This window comes from Enterobacter sp. SST3 (genome assembly GCF_000286655.1).
GTDB classification, from domain to species: domain Bacteria; phylum Pseudomonadota; class Gammaproteobacteria; order Enterobacterales; family Enterobacteriaceae; genus Enterobacter; species Enterobacter roggenkampii.
Genome location: NZ_ALNS01000008.1, coordinates 43181 through 65517, shown reverse-complemented (window position 1 = coordinate 65517; position 22337 = coordinate 43181). Strand labels below are relative to the sequence as shown.

The 22337-nt window shown below is 60.0% G+C and carries 22 protein-coding genes; 15 read left to right on the top strand and 7 right to left on the bottom strand.

Going from position 1 to position 22337, the window contains the following annotated elements; genetic code table 11:
• The first annotated feature begins 202 nt into the window (after positions 1–202).
• The 4 genes from B498_RS16975 (at position 203) to B498_RS16990 (ending at position 3921) form a co-directional block, all read left to right on the top strand.
• Positions 203–1825, top strand: coding sequence for an alpha-glucoside-specific PTS transporter subunit IIBC (locus tag B498_RS16975; RefSeq protein ID WP_008500158.1), 1623 nt, complete (start codon positions 203–205; stop codon positions 1823–1825).
• Positions 1822–3144: a 6-phospho-alpha-glucosidase gene (locus B498_RS16980; RefSeq protein WP_008500157.1), complete on the top strand. Its 1323-nt coding sequence runs from the start codon at positions 1822–1824 to the stop codon at positions 3142–3144. Before B498_RS16975 ends, B498_RS16980 begins: the two co-directional genes overlap by 4 nt.
• Positions 3145–3236: 92 nt before the next feature.
• On the top strand, positions 3237–3584 hold the full coding sequence (locus B498_RS16985) for a YidH family protein (RefSeq protein WP_008500156.1): 348 nt from the start codon (positions 3237–3239) through the stop codon (positions 3582–3584).
• Positions 3574–3921, top strand: a complete 348-nt coding sequence (locus B498_RS16990) for a DUF202 domain-containing protein (RefSeq protein WP_008500155.1) — start codon at positions 3574–3576, stop codon at positions 3919–3921. The genes B498_RS16985 and B498_RS16990 overlap by 11 nt, the downstream gene beginning before the upstream one ends.
• Positions 3922–3953: 32 nt before the next feature.
• Here the strand turns inward: B498_RS16990 and dsdA are convergent, their stop codons facing one another.
• Positions 3954–5240: a D-serine ammonia-lyase gene (dsdA, locus tag B498_RS16995; RefSeq protein WP_008500154.1), complete on the bottom strand. Its 1287-nt coding sequence runs from the start codon at positions 5238–5240 to the stop codon at positions 3954–3956.
• A gap of 17 nt (positions 5241–5257) precedes the next feature.
• A complete protein-coding gene (dsdX, locus tag B498_RS17000) occupies positions 5258–6595 on the bottom strand; it encodes a D-serine transporter DsdX (RefSeq protein WP_008500153.1) in 1338 nt (445 codons plus the stop codon).
• A gap of 204 nt (positions 6596–6799) precedes the next feature.
• Here dsdX and dsdC point away from each other — a divergent pair, with 204 nt between their 5' ends.
• Positions 6800–7726 (top strand): DNA-binding transcriptional regulator DsdC, encoded by a 927-nt coding sequence (dsdC, locus tag B498_RS17005; protein WP_008500151.1) that lies wholly within the window; start codon positions 6800–6802, stop codon positions 7724–7726.
• Between the two features lie 84 nt (positions 7727–7810).
• The gene (locus tag B498_RS17010) at positions 7811–8899 is read left to right on the top strand and encodes a cellulase family glycosylhydrolase (protein WP_008500150.1); all 1089 of its coding nucleotides are present in this window, start codon (positions 7811–7813) and stop codon (positions 8897–8899) included.
• On the opposite strand, the gene emrD is transcribed toward B498_RS17010, so the two are convergent.
• The 4 genes from emrD to tisB all read right to left on the bottom strand — a co-directional run bounded on the left by emrD (position 8802) and on the right by tisB (position 11658).
• A complete protein-coding gene (gene emrD, locus B498_RS17015; RefSeq protein ID WP_008500149.1) occupies positions 8802–9986 on the bottom strand; it encodes a multidrug efflux MFS transporter EmrD in 1185 nt (394 codons plus the stop codon). The genes B498_RS17010 and emrD overlap by 98 nt on opposite strands.
• Before the next feature lie 175 nt (positions 9987–10161).
• Positions 10162–10995 (bottom strand): EamA family transporter, encoded by an 834-nt coding sequence (locus B498_RS17020; RefSeq protein ID WP_008500148.1) that lies wholly within the window; start codon positions 10993–10995, stop codon positions 10162–10164.
• Between the two features lie 62 nt (positions 10996–11057).
• Complete coding sequence (locus B498_RS17025) at positions 11058–11504, bottom strand: GNAT family N-acetyltransferase (protein WP_008500147.1); 447 nt, start codon at positions 11502–11504, stop codon at positions 11058–11060.
• 64 nt (positions 11505–11568) lie between these two features.
• Positions 11569–11658: a type I toxin-antitoxin system toxin TisB gene (gene tisB / locus B498_RS22100; RefSeq protein ID WP_008500146.1), complete on the bottom strand. Its 90-nt coding sequence runs from the start codon at positions 11656–11658 to the stop codon at positions 11569–11571.
• Between the two features lie 521 nt (positions 11659–12179).
• Here tisB and ivbL point away from each other — a divergent pair.
• The 9 genes from ivbL to nepI all read left to right on the top strand — a co-directional run bounded on the left by ivbL (position 12180) and on the right by nepI (position 21299).
• On the top strand, positions 12180–12278 hold the full coding sequence (gene ivbL / locus B498_RS23075) for an ilvB operon leader peptide IvbL (RefSeq protein WP_057979964.1): 99 nt from the start codon (positions 12180–12182) through the stop codon (positions 12276–12278).
• Positions 12279–12384: 106 nt separating this feature from the next.
• Complete coding sequence (gene ilvB, locus B498_RS17030; protein WP_008500145.1) at positions 12385–14073, top strand: acetolactate synthase large subunit; 1689 nt, start codon at positions 12385–12387, stop codon at positions 14071–14073.
• Between the two features lie 3 nt (positions 14074–14076).
• Positions 14077–14364, top strand: a complete 288-nt coding sequence (gene ilvN, locus B498_RS17035; RefSeq protein ID WP_008500144.1) for an acetolactate synthase small subunit — start codon at positions 14077–14079, stop codon at positions 14362–14364.
• A gap of 82 nt (positions 14365–14446) precedes the next feature.
• Positions 14447–15040 carry a transcriptional regulator UhpA gene (uhpA, locus tag B498_RS17040; RefSeq protein WP_008500143.1) on the top strand — a complete coding sequence of 198 codons (594 nt, stop codon included), beginning with the start codon at positions 14447–14449 and terminating at the stop codon, positions 15038–15040.
• Positions 15037–16542 carry a signal transduction histidine-protein kinase/phosphatase UhpB gene (uhpB, locus tag B498_RS17045; RefSeq protein WP_008500142.1) on the top strand — a complete coding sequence of 502 codons (1506 nt, stop codon included), beginning with the start codon at positions 15037–15039 and terminating at the stop codon, positions 16540–16542. The genes uhpA and uhpB overlap by 4 nt, the downstream gene beginning before the upstream one ends.
• Complete coding sequence (locus B498_RS17050; RefSeq protein ID WP_008500141.1) at positions 16535–17854, top strand: MFS transporter; 1320 nt, start codon at positions 16535–16537, stop codon at positions 17852–17854. The genes uhpB and B498_RS17050 overlap by 8 nt, the downstream gene beginning before the upstream one ends.
• 132 nt (positions 17855–17986) lie before the next feature.
• Positions 17987–19378: a hexose-6-phosphate:phosphate antiporter gene (uhpT, locus tag B498_RS17055; RefSeq protein WP_003861048.1), complete on the top strand. Its 1392-nt coding sequence runs from the start codon at positions 17987–17989 to the stop codon at positions 19376–19378.
• 175 nt (positions 19379–19553) lie between these two features.
• On the top strand, positions 19554–20006 hold the full coding sequence (locus B498_RS17060; protein ID WP_008500140.1) for a DUF1198 domain-containing protein: 453 nt from the start codon (positions 19554–19556) through the stop codon (positions 20004–20006).
• Positions 20007–20108: 102 nt separating this feature from the next.
• Positions 20109–21299 (top strand): purine ribonucleoside efflux pump NepI, encoded by a 1191-nt coding sequence (gene nepI / locus B498_RS17065; RefSeq protein ID WP_008500139.1) that lies wholly within the window; start codon positions 20109–20111, stop codon positions 21297–21299.
• Between the two features lie 113 nt (positions 21300–21412).
• Here the strand turns inward: nepI and B498_RS17070 are convergent, their stop codons facing one another.
• Positions 21413–22318: an EamA family transporter gene (locus tag B498_RS17070; RefSeq protein WP_008500138.1), complete on the bottom strand. Its 906-nt coding sequence runs from the start codon at positions 22316–22318 to the stop codon at positions 21413–21415.
• Between the last annotated feature and the right edge of the window lie 19 nt (positions 22319–22337).

Here is a 22337-nt window from a genome sequence, read left to right as displayed (position 1 = left end):
TATCAGGGCGTGTATGGCGTCCTGACATGTCCATATTTATCGTAAAAAGTAGACCTGATTGGTCAAAATAAAACCATGAATGCGATCACGAATCGCAGCGGCACGCCATGTTCGCGCATCAGTAAGTTCTTATGCTCACCTCAGGCCAGCAAAAAACCATAAAGGCCTCTACCCCTACAGGTTGTTTCATGAGGATTTAAAAATGCTCAGTCAAATACAACGTTTTGGCGGTGCCATGTTTACCCCGGTGTTGCTGTTTCCGTTCGCCGGGATCGTGGTGGGAATCGCCATCATGCTTCGCAACCCGCTGTTTGTCGGCGAAGCCTTAACGGCCCCCGATCATCTTTTCGCGCAGATTGTTCACATCATTGAAGAGGGCGGCTGGGCGGTGTTCCGCAATATGCCGCTGATTTTTGCCGTCGGCCTGCCGATTGGCCTGGCGAAGCAGGCCCAGGGCCGCGCCTGTCTGGCCGTACTGATTAGCTTCCTGACCTGGAACTACTTCATCAACGCGATGGGGATGACCTGGGGCCACTTCTTCGGCGTCGACTTCTCCGCCGAACCGACAGCGGGAAGCGGGCTGGCGATGATTGCCGGGATTAAAACGCTCGATACCAGCATCATCGGCGCCATCGTGATTTCAGGCATCGTCACCGCCATCCACAACCGCTATTTTGACAAGCCGCTGCCGGTGTTTCTGGGGATTTTCCAGGGCAGCTCGTTTGTCGTTATCCTCGCGTTCTTCGTCATGATCCCCTGCGCCTGGCTGACGCTGCTGGGCTGGCCGAAAGTGCAGATGGGCATTGAGTCCCTGCAGGCGTTCCTGCGTTCTGCCGGTGCGCTGGGCGTATGGGTCTATACCTTCCTGGAACGCATTCTGATCCCAACCGGATTGCACCACTTCGTCTACGGTCCGTTCATCTTTGGCCCGGCGGCGGTGGAAGGGGGGATTCAGGTCTACTGGGCGCAGCACCTGCAGGAGTTCAGCCAGAGCACCCTGCCGCTGAAAACCCTCTTCCCGGAAGGCGGGTTCGCGCTGCACGGCAACTCCAAAGTGTTTGGCTCGGTCGGGATTGCGCTGGCGATCTGGTACACCGCGTCGCCGGAAAACCGCGTCAAGGTCGCGGGGCTGCTGGTCCCGGCCACTCTTACCGCGGTGCTGGTAGGCATTACCGAACCGCTCGAATTCACCTTCCTGTTTATCTCGCCGCTGCTGTTTGCCGTTCACGCCGTGCTGGCGGCCACCATGGCAACGGTGATGTACACCTTCGGCGTGGTCGGGAACATGGGCGGCGGCCTGCTGGACCAGTTCCTGCCGCAAAACTGGATCCCGATGTTCCACAACCACGCCGCGACGGTGTTCACCCAGATCGGCATTGGCGTCTGCTTTACCGGAGTTTACTTCGTGGTCTTCAAAACGCTGATTGCGCGTCTGAACCTGAAAACCCCGGGCCGGGAAGAGAGCGAAATCAAGCTCTACAGCAAGGCCGACTATAAGGCGGCGCGCGGGCAAACCACCGCCCCGGCGGCGGCCAGCCAGCAGGTCGGGCAGGCTGCCGGGTTCCTGCAGGCGCTGGGCGGCGCGGCCAACATCGAAAGCATCAACAACTGCGCCACCCGCCTGCGCATCGCCCTGGTCGATATGGCGAAAACGCAAAGCGATGACGTCTTCAAAGCCCTCGGCGCCCACGGCGTGGTGCGACGCGGCAACGGCATTCAGGTGATTGTCGGCCTGCACGTTCCTCAGGTGCGCGACCAGCTGGAATCGCTGATGAAAACCCCCTTAACGAATGAACAAACCACCCTGACAGAGGCTATATCATGAAAAAATTCTCAGTTGTCATTGCAGGCGGCGGCAGCACCTTTACGCCTGGTATCGTCCTGATGCTGTTAGCCAACCGTGACCGTTTCCCGCTGCGCGCCCTGAAGTTTTATGACAACGACGGCGCGCGTCAGGAGACCATCGCCGAAGCGTGCAAAATCATCCTTAAGGAGCAGGCGCCGGAAATTGAATTCAGCTACACCACCGATCCGAAAGCGGCGTTTACCGATGTGGATTTCGTGATGGCGCATATCCGCGTGGGCAAATACCCGATGCGTGAAAAAGATGAAAAAATCCCGCTGCGCCACGGCGTGCTGGGCCAGGAAACCTGCGGCCCGGGCGGGATCGCCTACGGCATGCGCTCTATCGGCGGCGTGCTGGAGCTGGTGGATTATATGGAGCAGTACTCCCCGAACGCGTGGATGCTGAACTACTCCAACCCGGCGGCGATTGTCGCGGAAGCCACGCGCCGCCTGCGTCCGAACGCTAAAATTCTCAACATCTGCGATATGCCGATCGGTATTGAAGGGCGCATGGCGCAGATTGTCGGCCTGAAAGACCGCAAAGAGATGCGCGTGCGCTACTACGGCCTGAACCACTTCGGCTGGTGGACGTCGATTGAAGACCTGAACGGCAACGATCTGATGCCGAAGCTGCGCGAATACGTTGCGAAACACGGCTATGTTCCGCCTTCTGACGATGCGCACACCGAAGCGAGCTGGAACGATACGTTCGCTAAAGCCAAAGACGTGCAGGCGCTGGATCCGGACACCATGCCGAACACCTATCTGAAGTATTACCTGTTCCCGGACTACGTGGTCGCGCATTCCAACCCGGACCGCACCCGCGCCAATGAGGTCATGGATCACCGTGAGAAGCATGTGTTCAGTTCCTGCCGGGCGATTATCGAGGCGGGCAAGTCCTCCGCCGGTGAACTGGAAATCGACGAACATGCCTCGTACATCGTCGATCTGGCGACCGCGATTGCCTTTAATACCCAGGAACGCATGCTGCTGATTGTGCCTAACAACGGGGCCATCCATAATTTTGACGCCGACGCGATGGTGGAGATCCCGTGCCTGGTAGGCCATAACGGACCGGAGCCGCTCACGGTGGGCGATATTCCGCACTTCCAGAAAGGGCTGATGAGCCAGCAGGTAGCGGTGGAAAAACTGGTGGTGGATGCCTGGGAGCAGCGCTCGTACCAGAAACTCTGGCAGGCGATTACCCTGTCGAAAACCGTGCCGAGCGCCTCCGTCGCGAAAGCGATTCTGGATGACCTGATCGAGGCCAACAAGGATTACTGGCCAGCGCTGCACTGATCGTCCTGACCGGCATCGCCCGATGCCGGTCTCCTTGTCCTTGTTGATTTACGCTATGCTGAAGCCTGCCCGTAGCTCGACAAGGAACCTTCATGAAAATTTCCCGCCTCGGCGAAGCGCCGGACTACCGCTTCTCGCTGGCTAATGAACGCACGTATTTAGCGTGGATCCGCACCGCGCTGGGGTTCCTTGCCGCCGGGGTGGGGCTCGACCAGCTCGCGCCTGATTTCGCCACGCCGCTGATTCGCGAGGTGCTGGCGCTGCTGCTGTGCCTGTTCGCGGGCGTGCTGGCGATTTACGGCTACCTGCGCTGGCTGCGCAATGAGAAGGCGATGCGTCTGAAGCAGGATCTGCCCTATACGCGCGGGTTACTCATCATCAGCGCGATTTTGCTGGCGGTGGCGGGCGTGGTGATGGGGCTGGTGTTCTATGGCGGATAGCCGCAAAGCGCGACGCGAAGCGGACCCCGGTCTGCAGCCGGAGCGGACGTCACTCGCCTGGCTGCGCACGCTGCTGGGGTATGGCGCGCTGATCGCCCTGGCGATTAAGCACAACTGGCACCGCACCGGGGTGCCGTTCTGGATCTCGCTTGTTGTGCTGGCGCTGGTGGCGATCGTTTTATGGCGCTATACCCGCAGCCGTAACCTGATGGACGTAGCGCAGGACGACTTTGTGCAGCCGAAGGCGGTGCGGGATAAGTTCCTGATTGCGCTGGCTGTGCTTTCTCTCTCACTGCTGTTTGCGGTCACCCACATTCAACAAATTTTGCAGTTGTAGGCCGGGTAAGGCGCAGCCGCCACCCGGCAGAATTACTGCCCTTTAGCCAGATACTTCGCCATCTCGTCTTCCGGCACCATGCCGCCGCCGGTCGCCCACACCAGGTGGGTAACGCTGGCATCTGAAGGCACGCGCAGCGGCCCGGCCATCCCCGCCAGCGCGGACGGTTCCAGCCGAATGCCTTCCTCCTGCGCCAGCCAGCCGAGCATATCGTACATGCTCTGGTCGGAAAGCGTATAAAACCCGTCGAGCAGGCGCTCCATCGCGCGGCCCACGAAGCCGGACGCGCGTCCTACCGCCAGCCCGTCCGCCGCCGTCACGTTATCAATGCCCAGGTCCTGCACCGCGATTTCATCGTGCAGACCGGTGTAAACGCCCAGCAGCATGCACGGGGAGTGCGTGGGCTCTGCGAAGAAGCAGTGAACGTTATCGCCAAAGGCCAGCTTCAGGCCAAACGCCACGCCGCCGGGGCCGCCGCCGACGCCGCACGGCAGATAGACGTACAGCGGATGATCGGCATCCACCACGCGGCCCTGAGCGGCAAACTGTGCCTTCAGGCGCTCGCCCGCCACCGCGTAGCCCAGGAACAGGGTGCGGGAGTTTTCATCGTCAATGAAGAAGCAGTTCGGATCGCTTTCCGCCGCTTTGCGTCCCTGCTCCACCGCCACGCCATAATCCTGCTCATATTCCACGACGATGACGCCGTGGCTGCGCAGTTTGGCTTTTTTCCACTCGCGGGCGTCGGCGGACATATGCACCGTCACCTTAAAGCCGATGCGGGCGCTCATGATGCCGATGGACATCCCCAGGTTGCCGGTTGAGCCTACCGCAATGCTGTACTGGCTGAAGAAGTCCTTAAAGCGCGGCTCCAGCAGGATGCTGTAGTCATCCTCAACGCTCAGTAATCCGGCGTCCAGAGCCAGTTTTTCCGCGTGGGTCAGCACCTCATAGATACCGCCGCGCGCTTTAATCGAGCCGGAGATCGGCAAATGGCTGTCTTTTTTCAGCAGCAGCGTGCCGGGAATGGATTTGCCAGATTCTTTCTCCAGCCGCGCCTGCATTGCCGGGATGGCGACCAGTTCGGATTCAATAATCCCACCCGTTGCGGCCGTCTCCGGGAAGGCTTTCGCCAGATATGGCGCGAAGCGTTTGAGGCGCGCATGCGCATCGTCCACGTCGGCTTTGGTCAGCCCGACATAGGGCAGCCCTTCTTCAAGCGTGGTGGTGTTCGGGTTAAGCCAGGTGGTTTCTTTCAGGGCAATCAGATCCTCAACCAGAGGAAACTGTGCGGTTAAAGTGGTGATAGTTGCGTTTTCCATAATACGTCTCTTCGCGCTCAGATAATGAAAGAAAGCAGGAATGTGCCGCCAAGTGCAAGCACCGAGGCGATAAACGTCGCCGTCGTATAGTATTTGAAGGTCTCATTCAGGGTCGCGCCGCAGTATTGCTTCACCAGCCAGAAGAGGGAATCGGTCACGATCGTGCAGCCAATGGCGCCGGAACCGATGGCAATGGTGATGATCTCCGGGCTGACGTTCGGGTAGAGCGGCAGCATCGGCGCGACGATGGCCGTGGCGCCCATCATCGCGACCGTGGCGGAGCCTACGGCGGCATGCAGCACCAGCGCCACCAGCCAGGCGAGCAGGATAGGGTGCATGTGCAGGTTCGAGAGAATTTGCGCCAGCGAGTCCGCCAGTCCGCTGGTTTTCAGAATGGCGTTGAACGCGCCGCCCGCGCCGATAATCAGCAAAATGTTGGCGATAGAGCCAAAGCCGTGCTCCGTATGGGTCAGCATCGCGCCCATGCCCATATGCTGGCGGATGCCCAGCAGGTAGTAGGCGACAAACACGGCGATAAACATGGCGGTGATGGGGTTGCCGATAAACTCCAGCAGCGTATACAGCGTGCCGTCTTTTGCCATATTCAGTTCAGCGATGGTCTTCACCAGCATCAGGGCAATCGGCAGCAGCACCGTAAACAGCGTGGCGCCCAGCGACGGCAGGGTATGCTCCTCCCGCACCTTCAGGTCTGAAAATTCCGCCGGAACCGGTTTAAACGGCAGACGATTGCCGAGCAGCTTCAGGAACAGCGGGCCGCCGACCAGAGAGGCCATCAGGCCCACCAGCAGGCCGTAGACGATTACCGTCCCAACGTCCGCCCCTAATTTATTGGTCACAAACAGCGCGGCCGGATGCGGCGGCACCACGCAGTGCACCGCCATCAGCGCGGTACAGAGCGGAATGGCCAGCTTAAGCAGCGACGTGTGGGTCTTTTTGGCGATGGAAAACGCCAGCGGGATCAGCAGGACCACGCCCACTTCCACGAACAGCGTAATGCCGCAGATCAGGCCCACCAGCACCATAATCACGTCTGCTGACAGCCAGCGGCAGCGCTGCAGGGCGATCCCGATGCGCTCTGCCGCGCCGGAAACCTCCATCATCTTGCCGAGAATGGTGCCCAGACCAATCACCGCCGCCAGGAAGCCCAGCGTGCCGCCAATCCCGCTCTCAATGGCGTTTACCATATCCAGCGGGCTCATTCCCATCATTGCGCCGACGAAAAAGCTCGCCAGCAGCAGCGCGAGGAACGGGTGAAACTTCAGTTTTACGATGGTTAAAACAATCAACACAATGCTGACCAGCAGCGTTGCCACAACCCAGACCTGAGATCCCATATCTCACCTCACCCTTATGTCATCTGGGGGTATTGGACGAAAAAGCGGCGTGGGCTGACAAACGATATAAATTGGTGTTCAGGTGAGCCAGATTGAATCAACTGAGTGACTACGCTCTAAAAAACGCACTTAATCCGCATTAGGTTCACATAAATTCACCTTTAAACAGTATGCTGAGCGCAGAAACCACGCGTGAGAATTGTGATGACCGATGCAAATGAAGCCAGAAACCGGTTATTAAACGGCTGGCAGCTGTCGAAAATGTACACCTTTGAAGTGGCGGCTCGACATGAATCCTTCGCGCTGGCGGCGGAGGAGCTGTCGCTCAGCCCCAGCGCGGTGAGCCACCGCATCAACCTGCTCGAAGAAGAGCTCGGTATTCAGCTGTTTGTCCGCTCGCACCGTAAAGTTGAGCTGACGCAGGAGGGAAAGCGCGTTTACTGGACGCTAAAATCGTCCCTCGACACCCTGAATCAGGAGATCCTGGACATCAAAAACCAGGCGCTGTCCGGCACGCTGACGGTCTACTCCCGGCCGTCGATCGCTCAGTGCTGGCTGGTACCCATGCTGGGCGACTTTACCCGCCGCTATCCGTCAATATCGCTCACCGTCCTGACCGGCAATGATTACGTCAATATGCAGCGAACGGGCGTCGATCTGGCGCTCTATTTCGACGATACGCCGCCCAACCATCTGTCTCATCACTTCCTGATGGACGAAGAGATTTTGCCCGTCTGCTCGCCGCAGTATGCCCGCGAGCATGAGCTGCTGAAAAACCCCGATAACCTTAGCCACTGCACGCTGCTGCACGACCGTCAGGCCTGGAGCAATGATTCCGGTACGGATGAGTGGCTGAGCTGGGCGCAGCATTTTGGGGTAAATATGCCGCCATCGTCGGGTATTGGTTTCGATCGTTCGGACTTAGCGATTATTGCGGCCATCAACCACGTCGGCGTCGCGATGGGCAGAAAGCGGCTGGTGCAAAAACGGCTTGAACGGGGCGAACTGATCGCCCCGTTTGGTGACAAGACCCTGAAATGCCATCAGCACTACTATGTTTCGACGCTTTCGGGCCGACAGTGGCCGAAAATAGACGCCTTTATCGGCTGGCTGAGAGAACTGGCAGGTTGAAGAATTATTACGCTTTCGCGCTACACCAAATGTGAAAAAGCGTGCTAAATACAGGTAATGCTTTCGATTTATCCAGGGTAAACCGTGTTAAAGCCTCTTATAGCGACCGCGTTACTGATCTCTTCCGGCTGGGCCATTGCCGCTGAGCCGCCGCTGACGGCTGCCCGTTATGCGCAGCAGCTTGGCGTCGGGATGGATGTGGACTGGGCGCGCACCGAGCGCGGCATACGCGAATTCGATCCGCTGGTGGTCCGCGATTTTCGGGCTAAAGGCATTACCCACGTGCGCATCCGCGTGGCCGACGAGCCGACGGAAGCGCGGCTGATCCACCTGCGCAAGCTGGTAGAAGCCTGTGAGCAGTATGGCGTAATCCCGATAGTCGCTTATCAGGCTGATGAATATAAAAACGACCCGAAAGCCGATAACGAGAAAGAGACGGTCAACTGGTGGATTGCCGTGGCGCACTATTTCGGTCAAAGCTACCCGCTGCTGGGTTTTGATCTCATTTATGAGCCTGCCGACAAGCTTAACCACAATCTGGCGTCGCTAAACCGTGTCTATGAAAAAACCGTTAAAGCGATCCACGACATCGACCCGCAGCGCATGATCTTCATTGCGCCACGCCTGCGTGCCGCGCCGGAGGAGTTATCCAGCCTGAAGCTGCCCGCGCACAGCCAAACCTATCTGCTGGCGGAGTGGCATATTTTCCCGTGGGGGCCGCTGAAAAATGGCGGTAAATACCCGTGGACATCCGGCACGGCGGCGGAGAAAGCGGCTATCCGTAACCGCATCAATGCCGCGCTGCACTGGCAGCAAAAAACCGGGCACGTTAGCTGGGTCGGGGGCTGGGGCGTGGGAGAATCAAGCCGCTTTACGCCAACCGCCTCGCAAGTCGCGTTTGCCACCTTTATGGCCTGCGAGCTGCAAAAGGCCAAAATCCCGTATGCGCTTAACGCGGACTTCCAGTTTTACGACGGGGAAGAGGGGGCCTGGCGGCCAGCGCCAGAGCCGTTACTGCAGGCGATGATTGCGCCCGTCTGTGAAAAGCCCGGCGAGAAGCCGGGCCATCATGCGGTTAAACCGGCTGCTCGTGATGTGGGACACGCGACGCCAGCGGCAGCCAGCACAGTAAAATCAGCAGCCCCATCAGCGTCATCAGCAGGCCCAGACTAGCCTGCCCGGTCTGCGGCATCATCGCTGAAAGCCAGGCCAGCGCGCCGGAACCGATGTTCTGCAAACCGCCCACCAGCGCGCCCGCCGTACCTGCGAGGAACGGGAACGGCTCCATCGCGCCGCTGGTGGCGAGCGGGAACAGCATCCCCGCGCCGAAGAAGAACAGCGCCGCCGGGATGAGCAGCGTCCAGACGGTCATCACGCCAAACAGCCCCGGGATCCACATCATCAGACCCGCCAGCAGACAGCTGATCACCGACTGCCACATCAGGGTGGAGAAGCGTTTGTTTGGTCGCCCGGCAAACCACGCGCCGAAGAACGCCGCCGGGATCGGCAGAATAAACAGAATACTCACCACCATACTGCTCAGGCCCAGCCCCGCGCCCAGCAGCACGCCGGAGCAGGCTTCGAACACCGCGATGCCCGCCAGGCCGCCGATGAGCATCAGCAGGTAGCAGGTAAACGCGCCGTTGCCGAACAGCGTTTTATAGCTGGCGATCAGCTTCGTGCGCGGCGCGTCCTGCGGACGCGTTTCCGGCATCCAGCGCGCCATGCTGAAGGTGACAATGATGCACAGCACCAGCAGGAAGGCGTAGCAGGCGCGCCAGGACCACATCGTGTCCAGCAGGCCGCCGATCAGCGGGGCCAGCAGCGGGCTGACCAGAATCCCCATATTCAACAGGCTGTTGGCATGGCGCAGCTGGGTACCCTGATACATATCGCGCGGTAAGGTTCGCGCCATCACCCCGCCAACACCGGTCCCAACGCCCTGCAGGGCGCTGGCGGCAATCAGTACGGTCAGGCTGTGGGTGGTAATGGCAATTACCGTCGCCACCATGAAAATACTCATGCCCACCAGGATCACCGGGCGACGCCCGATGCGGTCGGAGAGCGGGCCGTAGAAGAGCTGCGAAACGCCATAGGTCAGCAGGTAGGCCGCCATTACGCTCTGTACCGCGCCCTCGCGGACGTTCAATTCCTTTGCCATGTCGGCAATCGCCGGAATGTAGATGGTTTGCGCCATCTGACCGACGGCCACCAGTAACACCAGCATCAACAATAAGTTAACGTTCCGTTGCTTTTTCATGTCGCTGAATACTTTTGCCAAAAGAGAAAAATGAAGAATAAGTGACTGCGCATTCCCATAAATGCGCGAGGAATCTACCACAGAGAGATGACAATTTAAGCATTGTCGCGGTGAATGAAAAAACCGGTAAAGGCAGGATTTGTAAACAATAACGGCAACTAATGTTGCCAGTGCTTTACGCCAGGCGCAGCAGAATGGCGCCGCCGGCGATACCCAGCGCTGCTGCAATGCGCAGGCCCGCAACCTTCTCTTTTAAAAGCAGAAATGCGATCAGCGCGCCAAAGAGTATGGAGGTTTCACGCAGCGCCGCAACCACCGCCAGCGGCGCCTGCGTCATCGCCCACAGCGCCAGACCGTAAGAGCCCATGGTCCCCACCCCGCCAAGCAGTCCCTTTTTCCAGTGCAGACGCAGGTAGCCGGACGCCTCGCGCCGACGCGCGACCATCGCCCAGCTCAGCAGGCAGAAGCCGTTCATAAAGAAGGTCCACAGCGTATAGCCCAGCGCGGTCTCCGACAGCCGCACGCCGGTGCCGTCCACCAGCGTATATCCCGCAATAAAGCAGGCGTTCAGCAGCGCCAGCCAGATCCCCTTGCGTGACTGCATGCGCCCGTTCATTGCCATCGCCAGAATCGACAGGCAAATTACCCCGATGCCGGACCAGGCGAGCCAGGAGAGACGATCGCCGAGCACCAGCACGCTGATCAGCGCCACCAGCAGCGGGGCGGTGCCGCGCATTAGCGGGTAGGTCTGGCTCATATCGGAGACCTGATAGGTCTTCGCGACCAGCACGGTGTAGACCACCTGTAAGGCGCAGGAGACGATCAAAAACGGCCAGCTTGCGGCAGAGGGCTGTGGAGAGAAGGGGAGCAGCACCAGGGCAATCAACGTGGCGGAGCCGCTGACGCTAATCGCGGAATAGAGCTTGTCCATTCCGGCTTTGACAATGGCATTCCAGCTGGCATGCAGCAGGGCGGCAAACAGCAAAATACAGAATACGGTGATGGTCATGGCGTGTCGGGTGGTGAATTGTCACTCAACTGTAACATTCACGTCCTGAAGCTGCCAGCCGGTTACACCGCACAAAAAAGGCGGTGCGTCACCCGCGGTTCGTCCGAGACCAGCGTAAACCCTGCCTGGCGATAAAATCCGTAGGCAGCGTCCGGCGCATGGGTATTGAGGAAATCGAACCAGATGCTGGCATCGGCCATCACCACGGTCAAAAGCTGCCTGCCAATTCCCAGCCCGCGACACTTCTCGCTGACGTAGAGATGGCGAATACGCCCGGCGCGCGGCTGCTGGCTGAACGGATCGCGATTCAGACCGCACACGCCAACCAGCTTGCCGTTGAGAAACGCCCCCAGCAGCTTTTCACCCGGCGCGTTAAAGCGGTTCTCACCCCGCTGCCAGCTCTCTTCCAGCCTGCGCAGCATGTTGAAATTCGATGCGATACTTTCAGCCTTCAGGGCGATATACCCCGGCTCGTCGGGCGTGACAGGCTCAATTAACAGACGCGACATAGCATTCCCTCGTTATTAAAGAGGGGCGGTTGCCCGCCCCTCTCAGGTGCGACTTGAACCTGAATTACCGAACGAATTTCAGGACAGCATCAAGCAGTTGCAGTACTGCAACAATGAGTTTGAGGATAAGTATCACCATATCCACTACGCTCATACGCGTCTCCTTTTGGTTAAAAGGAGCACGATGCTGGCGTACCTTTCCGCCGCCTGTTGCCAGCACCTGGATTGACGTAACACAGTGTGCTCACTTCAGGGGTTAAGGCACTGACGGCACCACCCGTTTCAGCCAGGACTTCGTTGCGCCGGTAGAACTGCGGCCCCCTCGCTCACTGCGAACACCCTCAGTATAGATAAATACTGTACGTATGAACAGTATTTTGTGGACAAAATCTGGAAGGCGATCCATACTCAAAAACGTCAAAATCCGTGCCGGAATTGCGCGTTCGTCTTCGATCGCGTATACTTTTTGCGTTGACGTAACACAGTGTGTTCTGCGGCGACCAACCGCAAGACCCTGATAAAAACCTCGCTTCGGCGGGGTTTTTTGTTTTCATCCCCCAACAAACGAAACGTGATCCCTGACGCATTTTTGCGCAGATGAAAATATTTCCATTGTCACGCCCGAAAACCTGTGTTTGTATAAATTCCATCAATGATTCCAAACACAGGTCCCCAATGACTTCATCCATCTTCACTTCGACCCTACTAAAAACTGCGCAACCAGCCGCAGTGGTCGTCGTGCGTGTGGTGGTGGTCGTCGGCAATGCGCCGTAGGGACTGGATCAACACACGAATCCAAAACCCCGCCGGCGCAAACCGGGCGGGGTTTTTCGTTTAGGACCCTCCCCGGAAAGTCGGCTCAGAAGAAAAGGACTGGAGCATGGCAAGTTCGGGCACAACATCCACCAAGACGCGTTTTACCGGCGCGCAGCTGATCGTTCATCTGCTGGAACGACAGGGCATCACCACGGTTGCGGGCATCCCTGGCGGCACGGTGCTGCCGCTGTACGATGCGTTAAGCCAAAGCACGCAGATCCGTCACGTGCTGGCGCGCCACGAGCAGGGGGCGGGGTTCATCGCTCAGGGCATGGCGCGCACGCAGGGTAAACCGGCGGTCTGTATGGCCTGCAGCGGCCCGGGCGCAACCAACCTGGTCACCGCCATCGCCGACGCGCGCCTCGACTCCATTCCGCTGATCTGCATTACCGGCCAGGTGCCGTCCTCGATGATCGGTACCGATGCGTTCCAGGAAGTGGATACCTACGGCATCTCTATCCCCATCACCAAACATAACTATTTAGTTCGCGACATCGCCGAGCTTCCTCAGGTTATCAGCGATGCGTTCCGCATTGCGCAGTCCGGCCGCCCGGGCCCGGTGTGGATAGACATTCCTAAGGATGTCCAGACCGCAGAGATCGAGATCGACGTGTTGCCGGAGCCGGGCGAGCGTGCCCCCGCGCCGGAGTTCAGCGCTGAGAGCGTGCGCGACGCCGCCGCCATGATTAACGCCGCCAAACGTCCGGTGCTGTATCTGGGCGGCGGGGCGATTAACGCCGCGGATGAAATCCGCCAGTTTGCGGAAAAAGCCAACCTGCCGACCACCATGACCCTGATGGCGCTCGGCATGCTGCCAAAAGCGCACCCGCTGTCCCTGGGGATGCTGGGCATGCACGGCGCGCGCAGCACCAACTACATCCTGCAAGAGGCGGATTTGCTGATTGTGATGGGCGCGCGTTTTGATGACCGGGCGATTGGCAAAACCGAGGAGTTCTGCCCGAACGCGAAAATCATTCACGTGGATATCGATCGCGCCGAGCTGGGTAAAATCAAGCAGCCGCACGTGGCGATTCAGGGGGACGTAGCCGAAGTGCTGGCGCAGCTGATCCCGCAAACCGACGCGACCGATCGCGCCGACTGGCGCCAGCTGGTGGCCGATCTGCAGCGCGAGTTCCCGGGTGCGATCCCAACTGAAGGCGATCCGCTGAGCCACTATGGTCTTATCAACGCCGTTGCCGCCTGCGTGGACGACAGCGCGATTATCACCACCGACGTGGGCCAGCACCAGATGTGGACCGCCCAGGCCTACCCGCTGAACCGTCCGCGCCAGTGGCTGACCTCCGGCGGCCTCGGCACCATGGGCTTTGGCCTGCCCGCAGCTGTGGGCGCGGCGCTGGCGAATCCGGACCGCAAGGTCATCTGCTTCTCCGGTGACGGCAGCCTGATGATGAACATTCAGGAGATGGCGACCGCGGCCGAAAACCAGTTAGACGTGAAAATCATCCTGATGAACAACGAGGCGCTGGGGCTGGTGCACCAGCAGCAGAGCCTGTTCTACAAGCAGGGCGTGTTTGCGGCGACCTATCCGGGGATGATTAACTTTATGCAGATTGCCGCCGGCTTTGGCCTGCACACCTGCGATCTGAACGCGGAAGAGGATGCCCACGCGGCGCTGCAGGCGGCGATCTCGCGTCCGGGCCCGGCGCTGATCCACGTCCGTATCGACCCTGAACAAAAAGTGTATCCGATGGTGCCGCCGGGTGCGGCAAATACTGAGATGGTGGGAGAATAAGCCATGCAGAAACAACATGATAACGTCATTCTGGAACTCACCGTCCGCAACCACCCTGGCGTCATGACCCACGTCTGCGGGCTGTTTGCCCGCCGGGCGTTTAACGTGGAAGGCATTCTCTGTCTGCCGATTCAGGGCAGCGAGCACAGCCGCATCTGGCTACTGGTCAACGATGACCAGCGTCTGGAGCAGATGATGGCGCAGATCGACAAGCTGGAGGACGTCACCAACGTGGCGCGCAACCAGTCCGATCCCACCATGTTTAACAAAATTGCGGTGTTCTTCGAATAGATCGCTTAAGGTAAGCGTCTTTCGCTCTTGTAGGCCGGATAAGCGCAGCGCCATCCGGCTTTTTCAGACCGCAGGAACACACATGACCACCATCGCCCTTATCGACGACCACCTTATCGTCCGCTCTGGCTTTGCCCAGCTTCTCAACCTCGAACCGGATTTCCAGGTCGTGGCCGAGTTTGGCTCCGGCCGCGAGGCGCTGGCGGGCCTGCCGGGGCGCGGGGTGCAGGTCTGTATCTGCGACATTTCGATGCCGGATCTCTCCGGGCTGGAGCTGTTAAGCCAGCTGCCGAAAGGGATGGCGACCATTATGCTCTCGGTCCACGACAGCCCGGCGCTGGTCGAGCAGGCACTCAACGCGGGCGCACGCGGCTTCCTCTCTAAACGCTGCAGCCCGGACGAGCTGATTGCCGCCGTGCGCACCGTCTCCACCGGCGGCTGCTACCTGACGCCGGAAATCGCCATCAAGCTGGCGGCTGGACGACAGGATCCGCTCACCAGGCGCGAGCGTCAGGTGGCTGAGAAGCTCGCGCAGGGGATGTCGGTAAAAGAGATTGCCGCTGAGCTGGATCTGTCGCCGAAGACCGTGCACGTCCATCGCGCCAACCTGATGGAAAAACTCAACGTCAGCAACGACGTCGAGCTGGCGCGCTGCATGTTCGACAGCTGGCAATGAGTCCCGTCTTTTCGCGGCTGATCGCCGTCGTTGCCAGCTTTTTCATCTTCTCCGCCGCGTGGTTCTGCCTGTGGAGCATCAGCCTGCATCTGGTGGAACGTCCTGAGCTGGCGGTGCTGCTGTTTCCCTTCGGCCTGCGTCTGGGGTTAATGCTCCAGTGCCCGCGCGGCTACTGGCCCGTTTTGCTCGGTGCAGAGTGGCTGATGCTGGTCTGGCTGGCGCAGGAAGTGGCCGTCGCGCATCTGCCCTTATTGATGACCGGAAGTCTGCTCACGCTTCTCCCGGTTGCGCTCATTTCCCGCTATCGTCACCAGCGCGACTGGCGCACGCTGCTGCGGCAGGGGGCGGCGCTGATTGCCGCCGCGCTGCTGCAGTCCCTGCCGTGGGTTGGCGACAAGGAGATGCTCAACGCTCTGCTGCTGACCCTCACCGGTGGCCTGACGCTGGCACCCACCTGCCTCGTGATCTGGCACTACCTCACCAGCACCGTCTGGCAGCCGCTTGGTCCGGGGCTGGTGTCCCAACCGGTGAACTGGCGCGCCCGGCATCTCATCTGGTATCTGCTGCTGTTCGTGGTGAGCCTCTGGCTCCAGCTTGGTCTGCCCGCCGAGCTTTCACGCTTCACGCCGTTTTGCCTGGCGCTGCCGATTATCGCCCTGGCCTGGCACTACGGCTGGCAGGGGGCGCTGATCGCGACCCTGATGAACGCCATCGCGCTGATTGCCAGCCAGACCTGGCACGACCATCCGGTGGATCTGCTGCTCTCGCTGCTGGCCCAGAGCCTGACCGGGCTGCTGCTCGGGGCGGGCATTCAGCGCCTGCGCGAGCTGAACCAGTCCCTGCAGACCGAGCTGGCGCGCAACCGGCGTCTGGCTGAACGCCTGCTGGAGACGGAAGAGAGCGTGCGACAGGAGGTGGCCCGCGAGCTGCACGATGACATCGGGCAGACCATTACCGCCATCCGCACCCAGGCGGGCATTGTCCAGCGCCTGGCGGCAGAAAACGCAGGCGTGAAGCAGGGCGGAGCGCATATTGAACAGCTTTCGCTGGGCGTGTATGACTCGGTGCGACGCCTGCTCGGCAGGCTGCGGCCGCGCCAGCTTGACGACCTGTCGCTGGAGCAGGCGGTGCGTTCCCTGATGCGCGAGATGGAGCTGGAAAGCCGCGGCATTGTCAGCCATCTCGACTGGCGAATTAACGAATCTGCGCTGAGCGAAGGCCAGCGCGTGACGCTGTTCCGCGTCTGTCAGGAAGGGCTGAACAATATCGTCAAGCACGCCAGCGCCAGCGCGGTCACGATCCAGGGCTGGCAGCAGGACGAGCGCCTGATGCTGGTGATTGAAGACGACGGCTGCGGCCTGCCGCCCGGCTCCGGGCAGCAGGGCTTTGGCCTGGCGGGCATGCGCGAGCGCGTGAAGGCGCTGGGCGGCACGCTGAGCCTCTCCTGCACCCACGGGACGCGCGTCAGCGTCAATTTGCCGTTAAGGACGCATCATGTTTAAAACCCCAGCCAGCGCAGCCCCGTTAAGCAACAAAGCGGAAATCGACGCCCGCTACCGCTACTGGCGTCGTCATATCCTGGTCACCATCTGGCTCGGCTACGCGCTGTTCTACTTTACCCGCAAAAGCTTCAACGCCGCCGCGCCGGAGATCCTCGCCAGCGGCGTGATGACGCGCACCGATATCGGCCTGCTGGCGACGCTGTTTTACATCACCTACGGCCTGTCGAAGTTCTTTTCCGGCATCGTCAGCGATCGCTCAAATGCCCGTTATTTCATGGGCGTTGGGCTGATCGCCACCGGCGTGGTGAATATTCTGTTTGGCTTCTCCACCTCGCTCTGGGCCTTTGCCCTGCTGTGGGCGCTGAACGCCTTCTTCCAGGGCTGGGGCGCGCCGGTCTGCGCCCGCCTGCTCACCGCCTGGTACTCGCGCAATGAACGCGGCGGCTGGTGGGCGATATGGAACACCGCACATAACGTCGGCGGGGCGCTGATCCCGATGGTGGTGGGTGCCGCGGCGCTGCACTACGGCTGGCGCGCGGGGATGATGATTGCCGGTGGCCTGGCGATTGTCGCCGGGCTGTTCCTCTGCTGGCGCCTGCGCGACAGGCCACAGACCGTGGGCCTGCCTGCGGTGGGCGACTGGCGGCACGACGAGATGGAGATTGCCCAGCAGCAGGAGGGCGCGGGGCTGACCAGCAGGGAGATCCTCACCAAATACGTGCTGAAAAACCCGTACATCTGGCTGCTGTCGCTCTGCTACGTACTGGTCTACGTGGTGCGCGCGGCCATCAACGACTGGGGCAATCTGTACATGTCCGAGACGCTCGGCGTGGACCTGGTGACCGCCAACTCCGCGGTGACGATGTTCGAGCTGGGCGGGTTTATCGGTGCGCTGGTGGCGGGCTGGGGCTCGGACAAGCTGTTCAACGGCAACCGCGGCCCGATGAACCTGATCTTCGCCGCCGGGATTTTGCTCTCCGTCGGCTCGCTGTGGCTGATGCCGTTCGCCAGCTACGTCATGCAGGCGGCGTGCTTCTTCACCATCGGCTTCTTCGTGTTTGGCCCGCAGATGCTGATCGGCATGGCGGCGGCGGAGTGCTCCCACAAGGAGGCGGCAGGCGCGGCGACGGGCTTTGTCGGGCTGTTTGCCTATCTTGGCGCATCGCTCTCCGGCTGGCCGCTGGCGCGGGTCATCGACATCTGGCACTGGAGCGGTTTCTTCGCGGTGATCGCCATCGCGGCGGGCATTTCCGCCCTGCTGCTGCTGCCGTTTTTACATGCGCAGGCCCCGCGTGAAGCCAGCGTGATGTGATGCGCCTCACCTTTTCACCCCGAGTGGCGCAAAACTAGGAAATTTTCCCGGTTTTACCTGGACGCTGTCTCAGGCATCTCTCCCGGCTGATTTTTACAATGCTGCAAAAATCAGCTCAGGAGTAAACCAACCATGCTGGCCTTCTTAAACCAGGTGCGCAAGCCGACTCTGGATCTGCCGCTCGACGTGCGGCGCAAGATGTGGTTCAAACCGTTCATGCAGTCCTATCTGGTGGTCTTCATCGGCTACCTGACCATGTATCTGATCCGCAAAAACTTTAACATCGCGCAGAACGACATGATCTCGACCTACGGGCTGAGCATGACGCAGCTGGGGATGATTGGCCTGGGCTTCTCCATCACCTACGGCGTGGGGAAAACCGTTGTCTCGTACTATGCAGACGGCAAAAACACCAAGCAATTCCTGCCGTTTATGCTGATCCTCTCCGCCATCTGTATGCTCGGCTTCAGCGCCAGCATGGGCGCGGGTTCCGTTAGCCTGTTCCTGATGATCGCCTTCTACGCCCTGAGCGGTTTCTTCCAGAGTACCGGCGGGTCGTGCAGCTACTCCACCATTACCAAATGGACCCCGCGCCGCAAGCGTGGTTCCTACCTCGGCATGTGGAACATCTCCCACAACCTCGGCGGGGCGGGCGCGGCTGGCGTAGCGCTGTTCGGCGCAAACTACCTGTTCGACGGCCACGTCATCGGGATGTTTATCTTCCCGTCGATTATCGCCCTAATCGTCGGCTTTATCGGCCTTCGCTACGGCAGCGACTCCCCGGAATCGTACGGCCTCGGCAAAGCCGAAGAGCTGTTCGGCGAGGAGATCAGCGAAGAGGACAAAGAGACCGAAGAGAACGAGATGACCAAATGGCAGATCTTTGTTGAGTACGTGCTGAAAAACAAAGTGATCTGGCTGCTCTGCTTCTCAAACATCTTCCTCTACGTGGTGCGTATCGGCATTGACCAGTGGTCAACCGTGTATGCTTTCCAGGAGCTGAAGCTTTCTAAAGAAGTAGCAATTCAGGGCTTCACCCTGTTCGAAGTGGGCGCGCTGGTCGGCACGCTGCTGTGGGGCTGGCTCTCCGACCTCGCCAACGGCCGTCGCGCGCTGGTGGCCTGCATCGCGCTGGCGTTGATTATCGCCACCCTCGGCGTCTACCAGCACGCCAGCAACCAGTACGTTTACCTGGCGTCCCTGTTCGCGCTCGGCTTCCTGGTGTTTGGTCCGCAGCTGCTGATCGGCGTGGCGGCAGTGGGCTTCGTACCGAAAAAAGCGATCGGCGCTGCCGATGGGATTAAAGGCACCTTCGCCTATCTGATCGGCGACAGCTTTGCCAAGCTGGGTCTGGGGATGATCGCCGACGGCACGCCAATTTTCGGCCTCACCGGCTGGGCGGGCACCTTCGCGGCGCTGGATGCGGCAGCGATCGGCTGTATCGTCCTGATGGCGATGGTTGCCGTACTGGAAGAACGTAAAATTCGCCGTGAGAATCGTGCGCAGAAATTAAAAACAGCCTGAGTGTGCAGGTAACTTCTTTGCCCGGTGTGTGATGCCGGGCTTTTTTATTTCCGCCGACGGCATTAATACCTTATCCCCCGTTCTGCAACGTCTTTTCAGTGCACTATTCTGGTTCTGCCCGCTGTTGACGCCGTGCGTTTCCCGCTATGATGAGCGGCTAGTCAAAGGAGAACGCATGGTCTGGATAATGCTGGCAACGCTTGCAGTGGTGTTTGTGGTGGGATTTCGCGTCCTGACCTCAGATTCCCGCCGCGCCATCAAACGTTTAAGCGAGCGTCTGGGCATCACCCCGATGCCGGTCGAGTCGATGATCGATCAGTTCGGTAAAACGCCGGGCAATGAGTTTATCCGCTACCTTGAGCGCCCCGACGAGGCGCATTTGCAAAACGCCGCACAGGTGCTGCTGATCTGGCAGGTCTGCATTGTCGACGGCAGTGAAGAGAACCTGCACACGTGGCACCGCCTGCTGCGTAAAGCCCGCCTGGCCGCGCCGATCACCGATGCGCAAATTCGTCTGGCGCTCGGCTTTATGCGCGAGATGGAGCCCGATCCGCAGGAGCTGAACGCCTTCCAGCTGCGCTATAACCAGCTCTTCCTGCCGGAAGAGGGCGTGTTTTACCTGCACTGATCTCCTCTAAAAACCACAAAAGTTGTCTAAACGTTAAATTCGTCACACTTTTGATGATAAACTGCGCGACTTTTCCGCACGTTTTTATCTTCAGGTGACGCCATGACAGAACATATCCAGCCCTCGACCAGACCGCAGACCAGCGAGGTTTCACGCCCCAACTGGTCGGCCGTTTTCGCCGTGGCATTCTGCGTCGCCTGCCTGATTACCGTTGAGTTTCTGCCGGTGAGCCTGCTGACGCCGATGGCGCAGGATCTGGGCATTTCCGAAGGCGTGGCGGGGCAGTCCGTTACCGTCACCGCCTTTGTGGCGATGTTTGCCAGTCTGTTTATCACCCAGGTGATTGGCGCCATCGACCGCCGCAAAGTGGTCATTCTGTTCAGCGTACTGCTGACGCTCTCCTGCCTGCTGGTCTCCTTCGCGGAAAGCTTTACCCTGCTGCTGCTGGGGCGCGCCTGTCTGGGGCTGGGGCTCGGCGGCTTCTGGGCGATGTCCGCTTCGCTGACCATGCGCCTGGTGCCTGCGCGCACCGTGCCGAAAGCGCTGTCCGTCATCTTTGGCGCGGTCTCTATCGCGCTGGTGATTGCCGCGCCGCTGGGCAGCTTCCTCGGCGGGATTATCGGCTGGCGTAACGTCTTCAACGCGGCGGCGGTAATGGGCCTGCTCTGCGTTATCTGGGTGTGGAAGGCGCTGCCGTCCCTGCCGGGCGAAGCGGCGCACCACAAGCAAAACATGTTCAGCCTGCTGAAGCGCCCCGGCGTGCTGGCGGGAATGACCGCGATCTTTATGTCCTTTGCCGGGCAGTTTGCCTTCTTCACCTATATTCGCCCGGTGTATATGACCATGGCGGGCTTTGACGTCGACGGCCTGACGCTGGTGCTCCTGAGCTTCGGTATTGCCAGCTTTGTCGGCACCTCTCTGTCGTCCCAGTTCCTGAAGCGCTCCCTGAAGGTGGCGCTGGCGGGGGCGCCGCTGGTGCTGGCAGTGAGCGCCACGGTGCTGGTGCTGTGGGGCAGCGATAAGTGGGTCGCGTCTGCCATTGCGATTATCTGGGGCTTTGCCTTTGCGCTGGTGCCGGTGGGCTGGTCGACGTGGATCACCCGCTCGCTCGCCGATCAGGCGGAAAAAGCCGGGTCGATTCAGGTGGCGGTGATCCAGCTGGCAAACACCTGCGGCGCGGCGATTGGCGGCGTGGCGCTCGACCACCTGGGGCTGACGTCACCGCTGGTGATTTCCGGCACGCTGATGCTGTTGACCGCGCTGCTGGTGGCGGGGAAGGTTAAAGCTAAGTAGTCAATTTTCCCCTCACCCTAACCCTCTCCCCACAGGGGGGAGGGGACTGCTCGGTGCGGTCTTTTCCCCGTCGCCCCTTTGGGGTGTACGGTCCGGGATGAGGGGACATCAGGCTACGCCGATGTCCTCACCCGTCTTCTTGAATCCATCGAAATCAGCACCACCGACGACACGATTAGCAGCGTCCCCAGCCAGTCCGGCAGGGTAAACGCCACGCCCAGCAACATCACCGACAGCAACGCGCTGCTCAGCGGCTCGGCGCAACTCAGAATGCTCGCCTTTGGCCCGCCGATCATCTGCGCGCCTTTCAGATACAGGCTGAACGTCAGCGCGGTGCCGATCACCACCAGATAGAAAAACGCCAGCAGCAGGCTGCCGTCAATGACGAAGGTCGTCCCGCGCCCGGCGTAGAACGGCGTCAGCATTAACCCGGCAATCAACATACTCCAGCCGACAATCGGCAATGTGCCGTAGCGGGCAATCAGCGTTGACGGATAGGTGGTGTAAAACGCCGCGGCAAACGCCGAGGCGATGCCAAAGAACAGCGCGGCTGGCGAGATGGAGAGCGAGGTTGGATCGCCGTGGGTCACCAGCAGGAACGTCCCGACAAGCGAGGTCACAATTGCGGACAGAACAAACACGCCGGGGCGCGTTTTCCGCGCCAGCGCGAACCACGCCACGATAATCGTTGGCGACAGAAACTGCAGCACGGTGGCGGTAGCGGCGTTGGATTTTTCAATCGTCAGCAGGAAGGTGAGCTGCACGGTGAGCGCGCCGACCAGCGAGAAAAACAGCAGGCTGAGGGCGTCTTTGCGATGCTTGATGACCGAGAAAATCTTGTCGCCGTGAACGAAGGAGAGCGTCAGGAGGATCACGCCGGTAAACAGCAGGCGAACCATGGTCAGGTAAGGCGAAGAAATGTGGCTTTTCTCCATGATGTACTGCGCGCAAACGCCGGAACTGCCCCATAAAACGGCGGCGATCAGGACGTTCAGCATCCCTTTACGTGTGGAACCCATTTTCTCCCCTGCTATGGTG

Excerpts from the sequence above, each read along its gene's own strand:
- B498_RS17070 (WP_008500138.1), bottom strand. The coding sequence starts at position 22,318 with ATGGGTTCCACACGTAAAGGGATGCTGAACGTCCTGATCGCCGCCGTT.
- uhpA (WP_008500143.1), top strand. The coding sequence starts at position 14,447 with ATGACCACCATCGCCCTTATCGACGACCACCTTATCGTCCGCTCTGGC.
- B498_RS16980 (WP_008500157.1), top strand. The coding sequence starts at position 1,822 with ATGAAAAAATTCTCAGTTGTCATTGCAGGCGGCGGCAGCACCTTTACG.
- B498_RS17020 (WP_008500148.1), bottom strand. The coding sequence starts at position 10,995 with ATGACCATCACCGTATTCTGTATTTTGCTGTTTGCCGCCCTGCTGCAT.
- dsdA (WP_008500154.1), bottom strand. The coding sequence starts at position 5,240 with ATGGAAAACGCAACTATCACCACTTTAACCGCACAGTTTCCTCTGGTT.
- ivbL (WP_057979964.1), top strand. The coding sequence starts at position 12,180 with ATGACTTCATCCATCTTCACTTCGACCCTACTAAAAACTGCGCAACCA.
- dsdC (WP_008500151.1), top strand. The coding sequence starts at position 6,800 with ATGACCGATGCAAATGAAGCCAGAAACCGGTTATTAAACGGCTGGCAG.
- ilvN (WP_008500144.1), top strand. The coding sequence starts at position 14,077 with ATGCAGAAACAACATGATAACGTCATTCTGGAACTCACCGTCCGCAAC.
- B498_RS16990 (WP_008500155.1), top strand. The coding sequence starts at position 3,574 with ATGGCGGATAGCCGCAAAGCGCGACGCGAAGCGGACCCCGGTCTGCAG.
- ilvB (WP_008500145.1), top strand. The coding sequence starts at position 12,385 with ATGGCAAGTTCGGGCACAACATCCACCAAGACGCGTTTTACCGGCGCG.
- B498_RS17025 (WP_008500147.1), bottom strand. The coding sequence starts at position 11,504 with ATGTCGCGTCTGTTAATTGAGCCTGTCACGCCCGACGAGCCGGGGTAT.
- emrD (WP_008500149.1), bottom strand. The coding sequence starts at position 9,986 with ATGAAAAAGCAACGGAACGTTAACTTATTGTTGATGCTGGTGTTACTG.
- dsdX (WP_008500153.1), bottom strand. The coding sequence starts at position 6,595 with ATGGGATCTCAGGTCTGGGTTGTGGCAACGCTGCTGGTCAGCATTGTG.
- nepI (WP_008500139.1), top strand. The coding sequence starts at position 20,109 with ATGACAGAACATATCCAGCCCTCGACCAGACCGCAGACCAGCGAGGTT.
- tisB (WP_008500146.1), bottom strand. The coding sequence starts at position 11,658 with ATGAGCGTAGTGGATATGGTGATACTTATCCTCAAACTCATTGTTGCA.
- B498_RS16985 (WP_008500156.1), top strand. The coding sequence starts at position 3,237 with ATGAAAATTTCCCGCCTCGGCGAAGCGCCGGACTACCGCTTCTCGCTG.
- B498_RS16975 (WP_008500158.1), top strand. The coding sequence starts at position 203 with ATGCTCAGTCAAATACAACGTTTTGGCGGTGCCATGTTTACCCCGGTG.
- uhpT (WP_003861048.1), top strand. The coding sequence starts at position 17,987 with ATGCTGGCCTTCTTAAACCAGGTGCGCAAGCCGACTCTGGATCTGCCG.
- B498_RS17050 (WP_008500141.1), top strand. The coding sequence starts at position 16,535 with ATGTTTAAAACCCCAGCCAGCGCAGCCCCGTTAAGCAACAAAGCGGAA.
- uhpB (WP_008500142.1), top strand. The coding sequence starts at position 15,037 with ATGAGTCCCGTCTTTTCGCGGCTGATCGCCGTCGTTGCCAGCTTTTTC.
- B498_RS17060 (WP_008500140.1), top strand. The coding sequence starts at position 19,554 with ATGGTCTGGATAATGCTGGCAACGCTTGCAGTGGTGTTTGTGGTGGGA.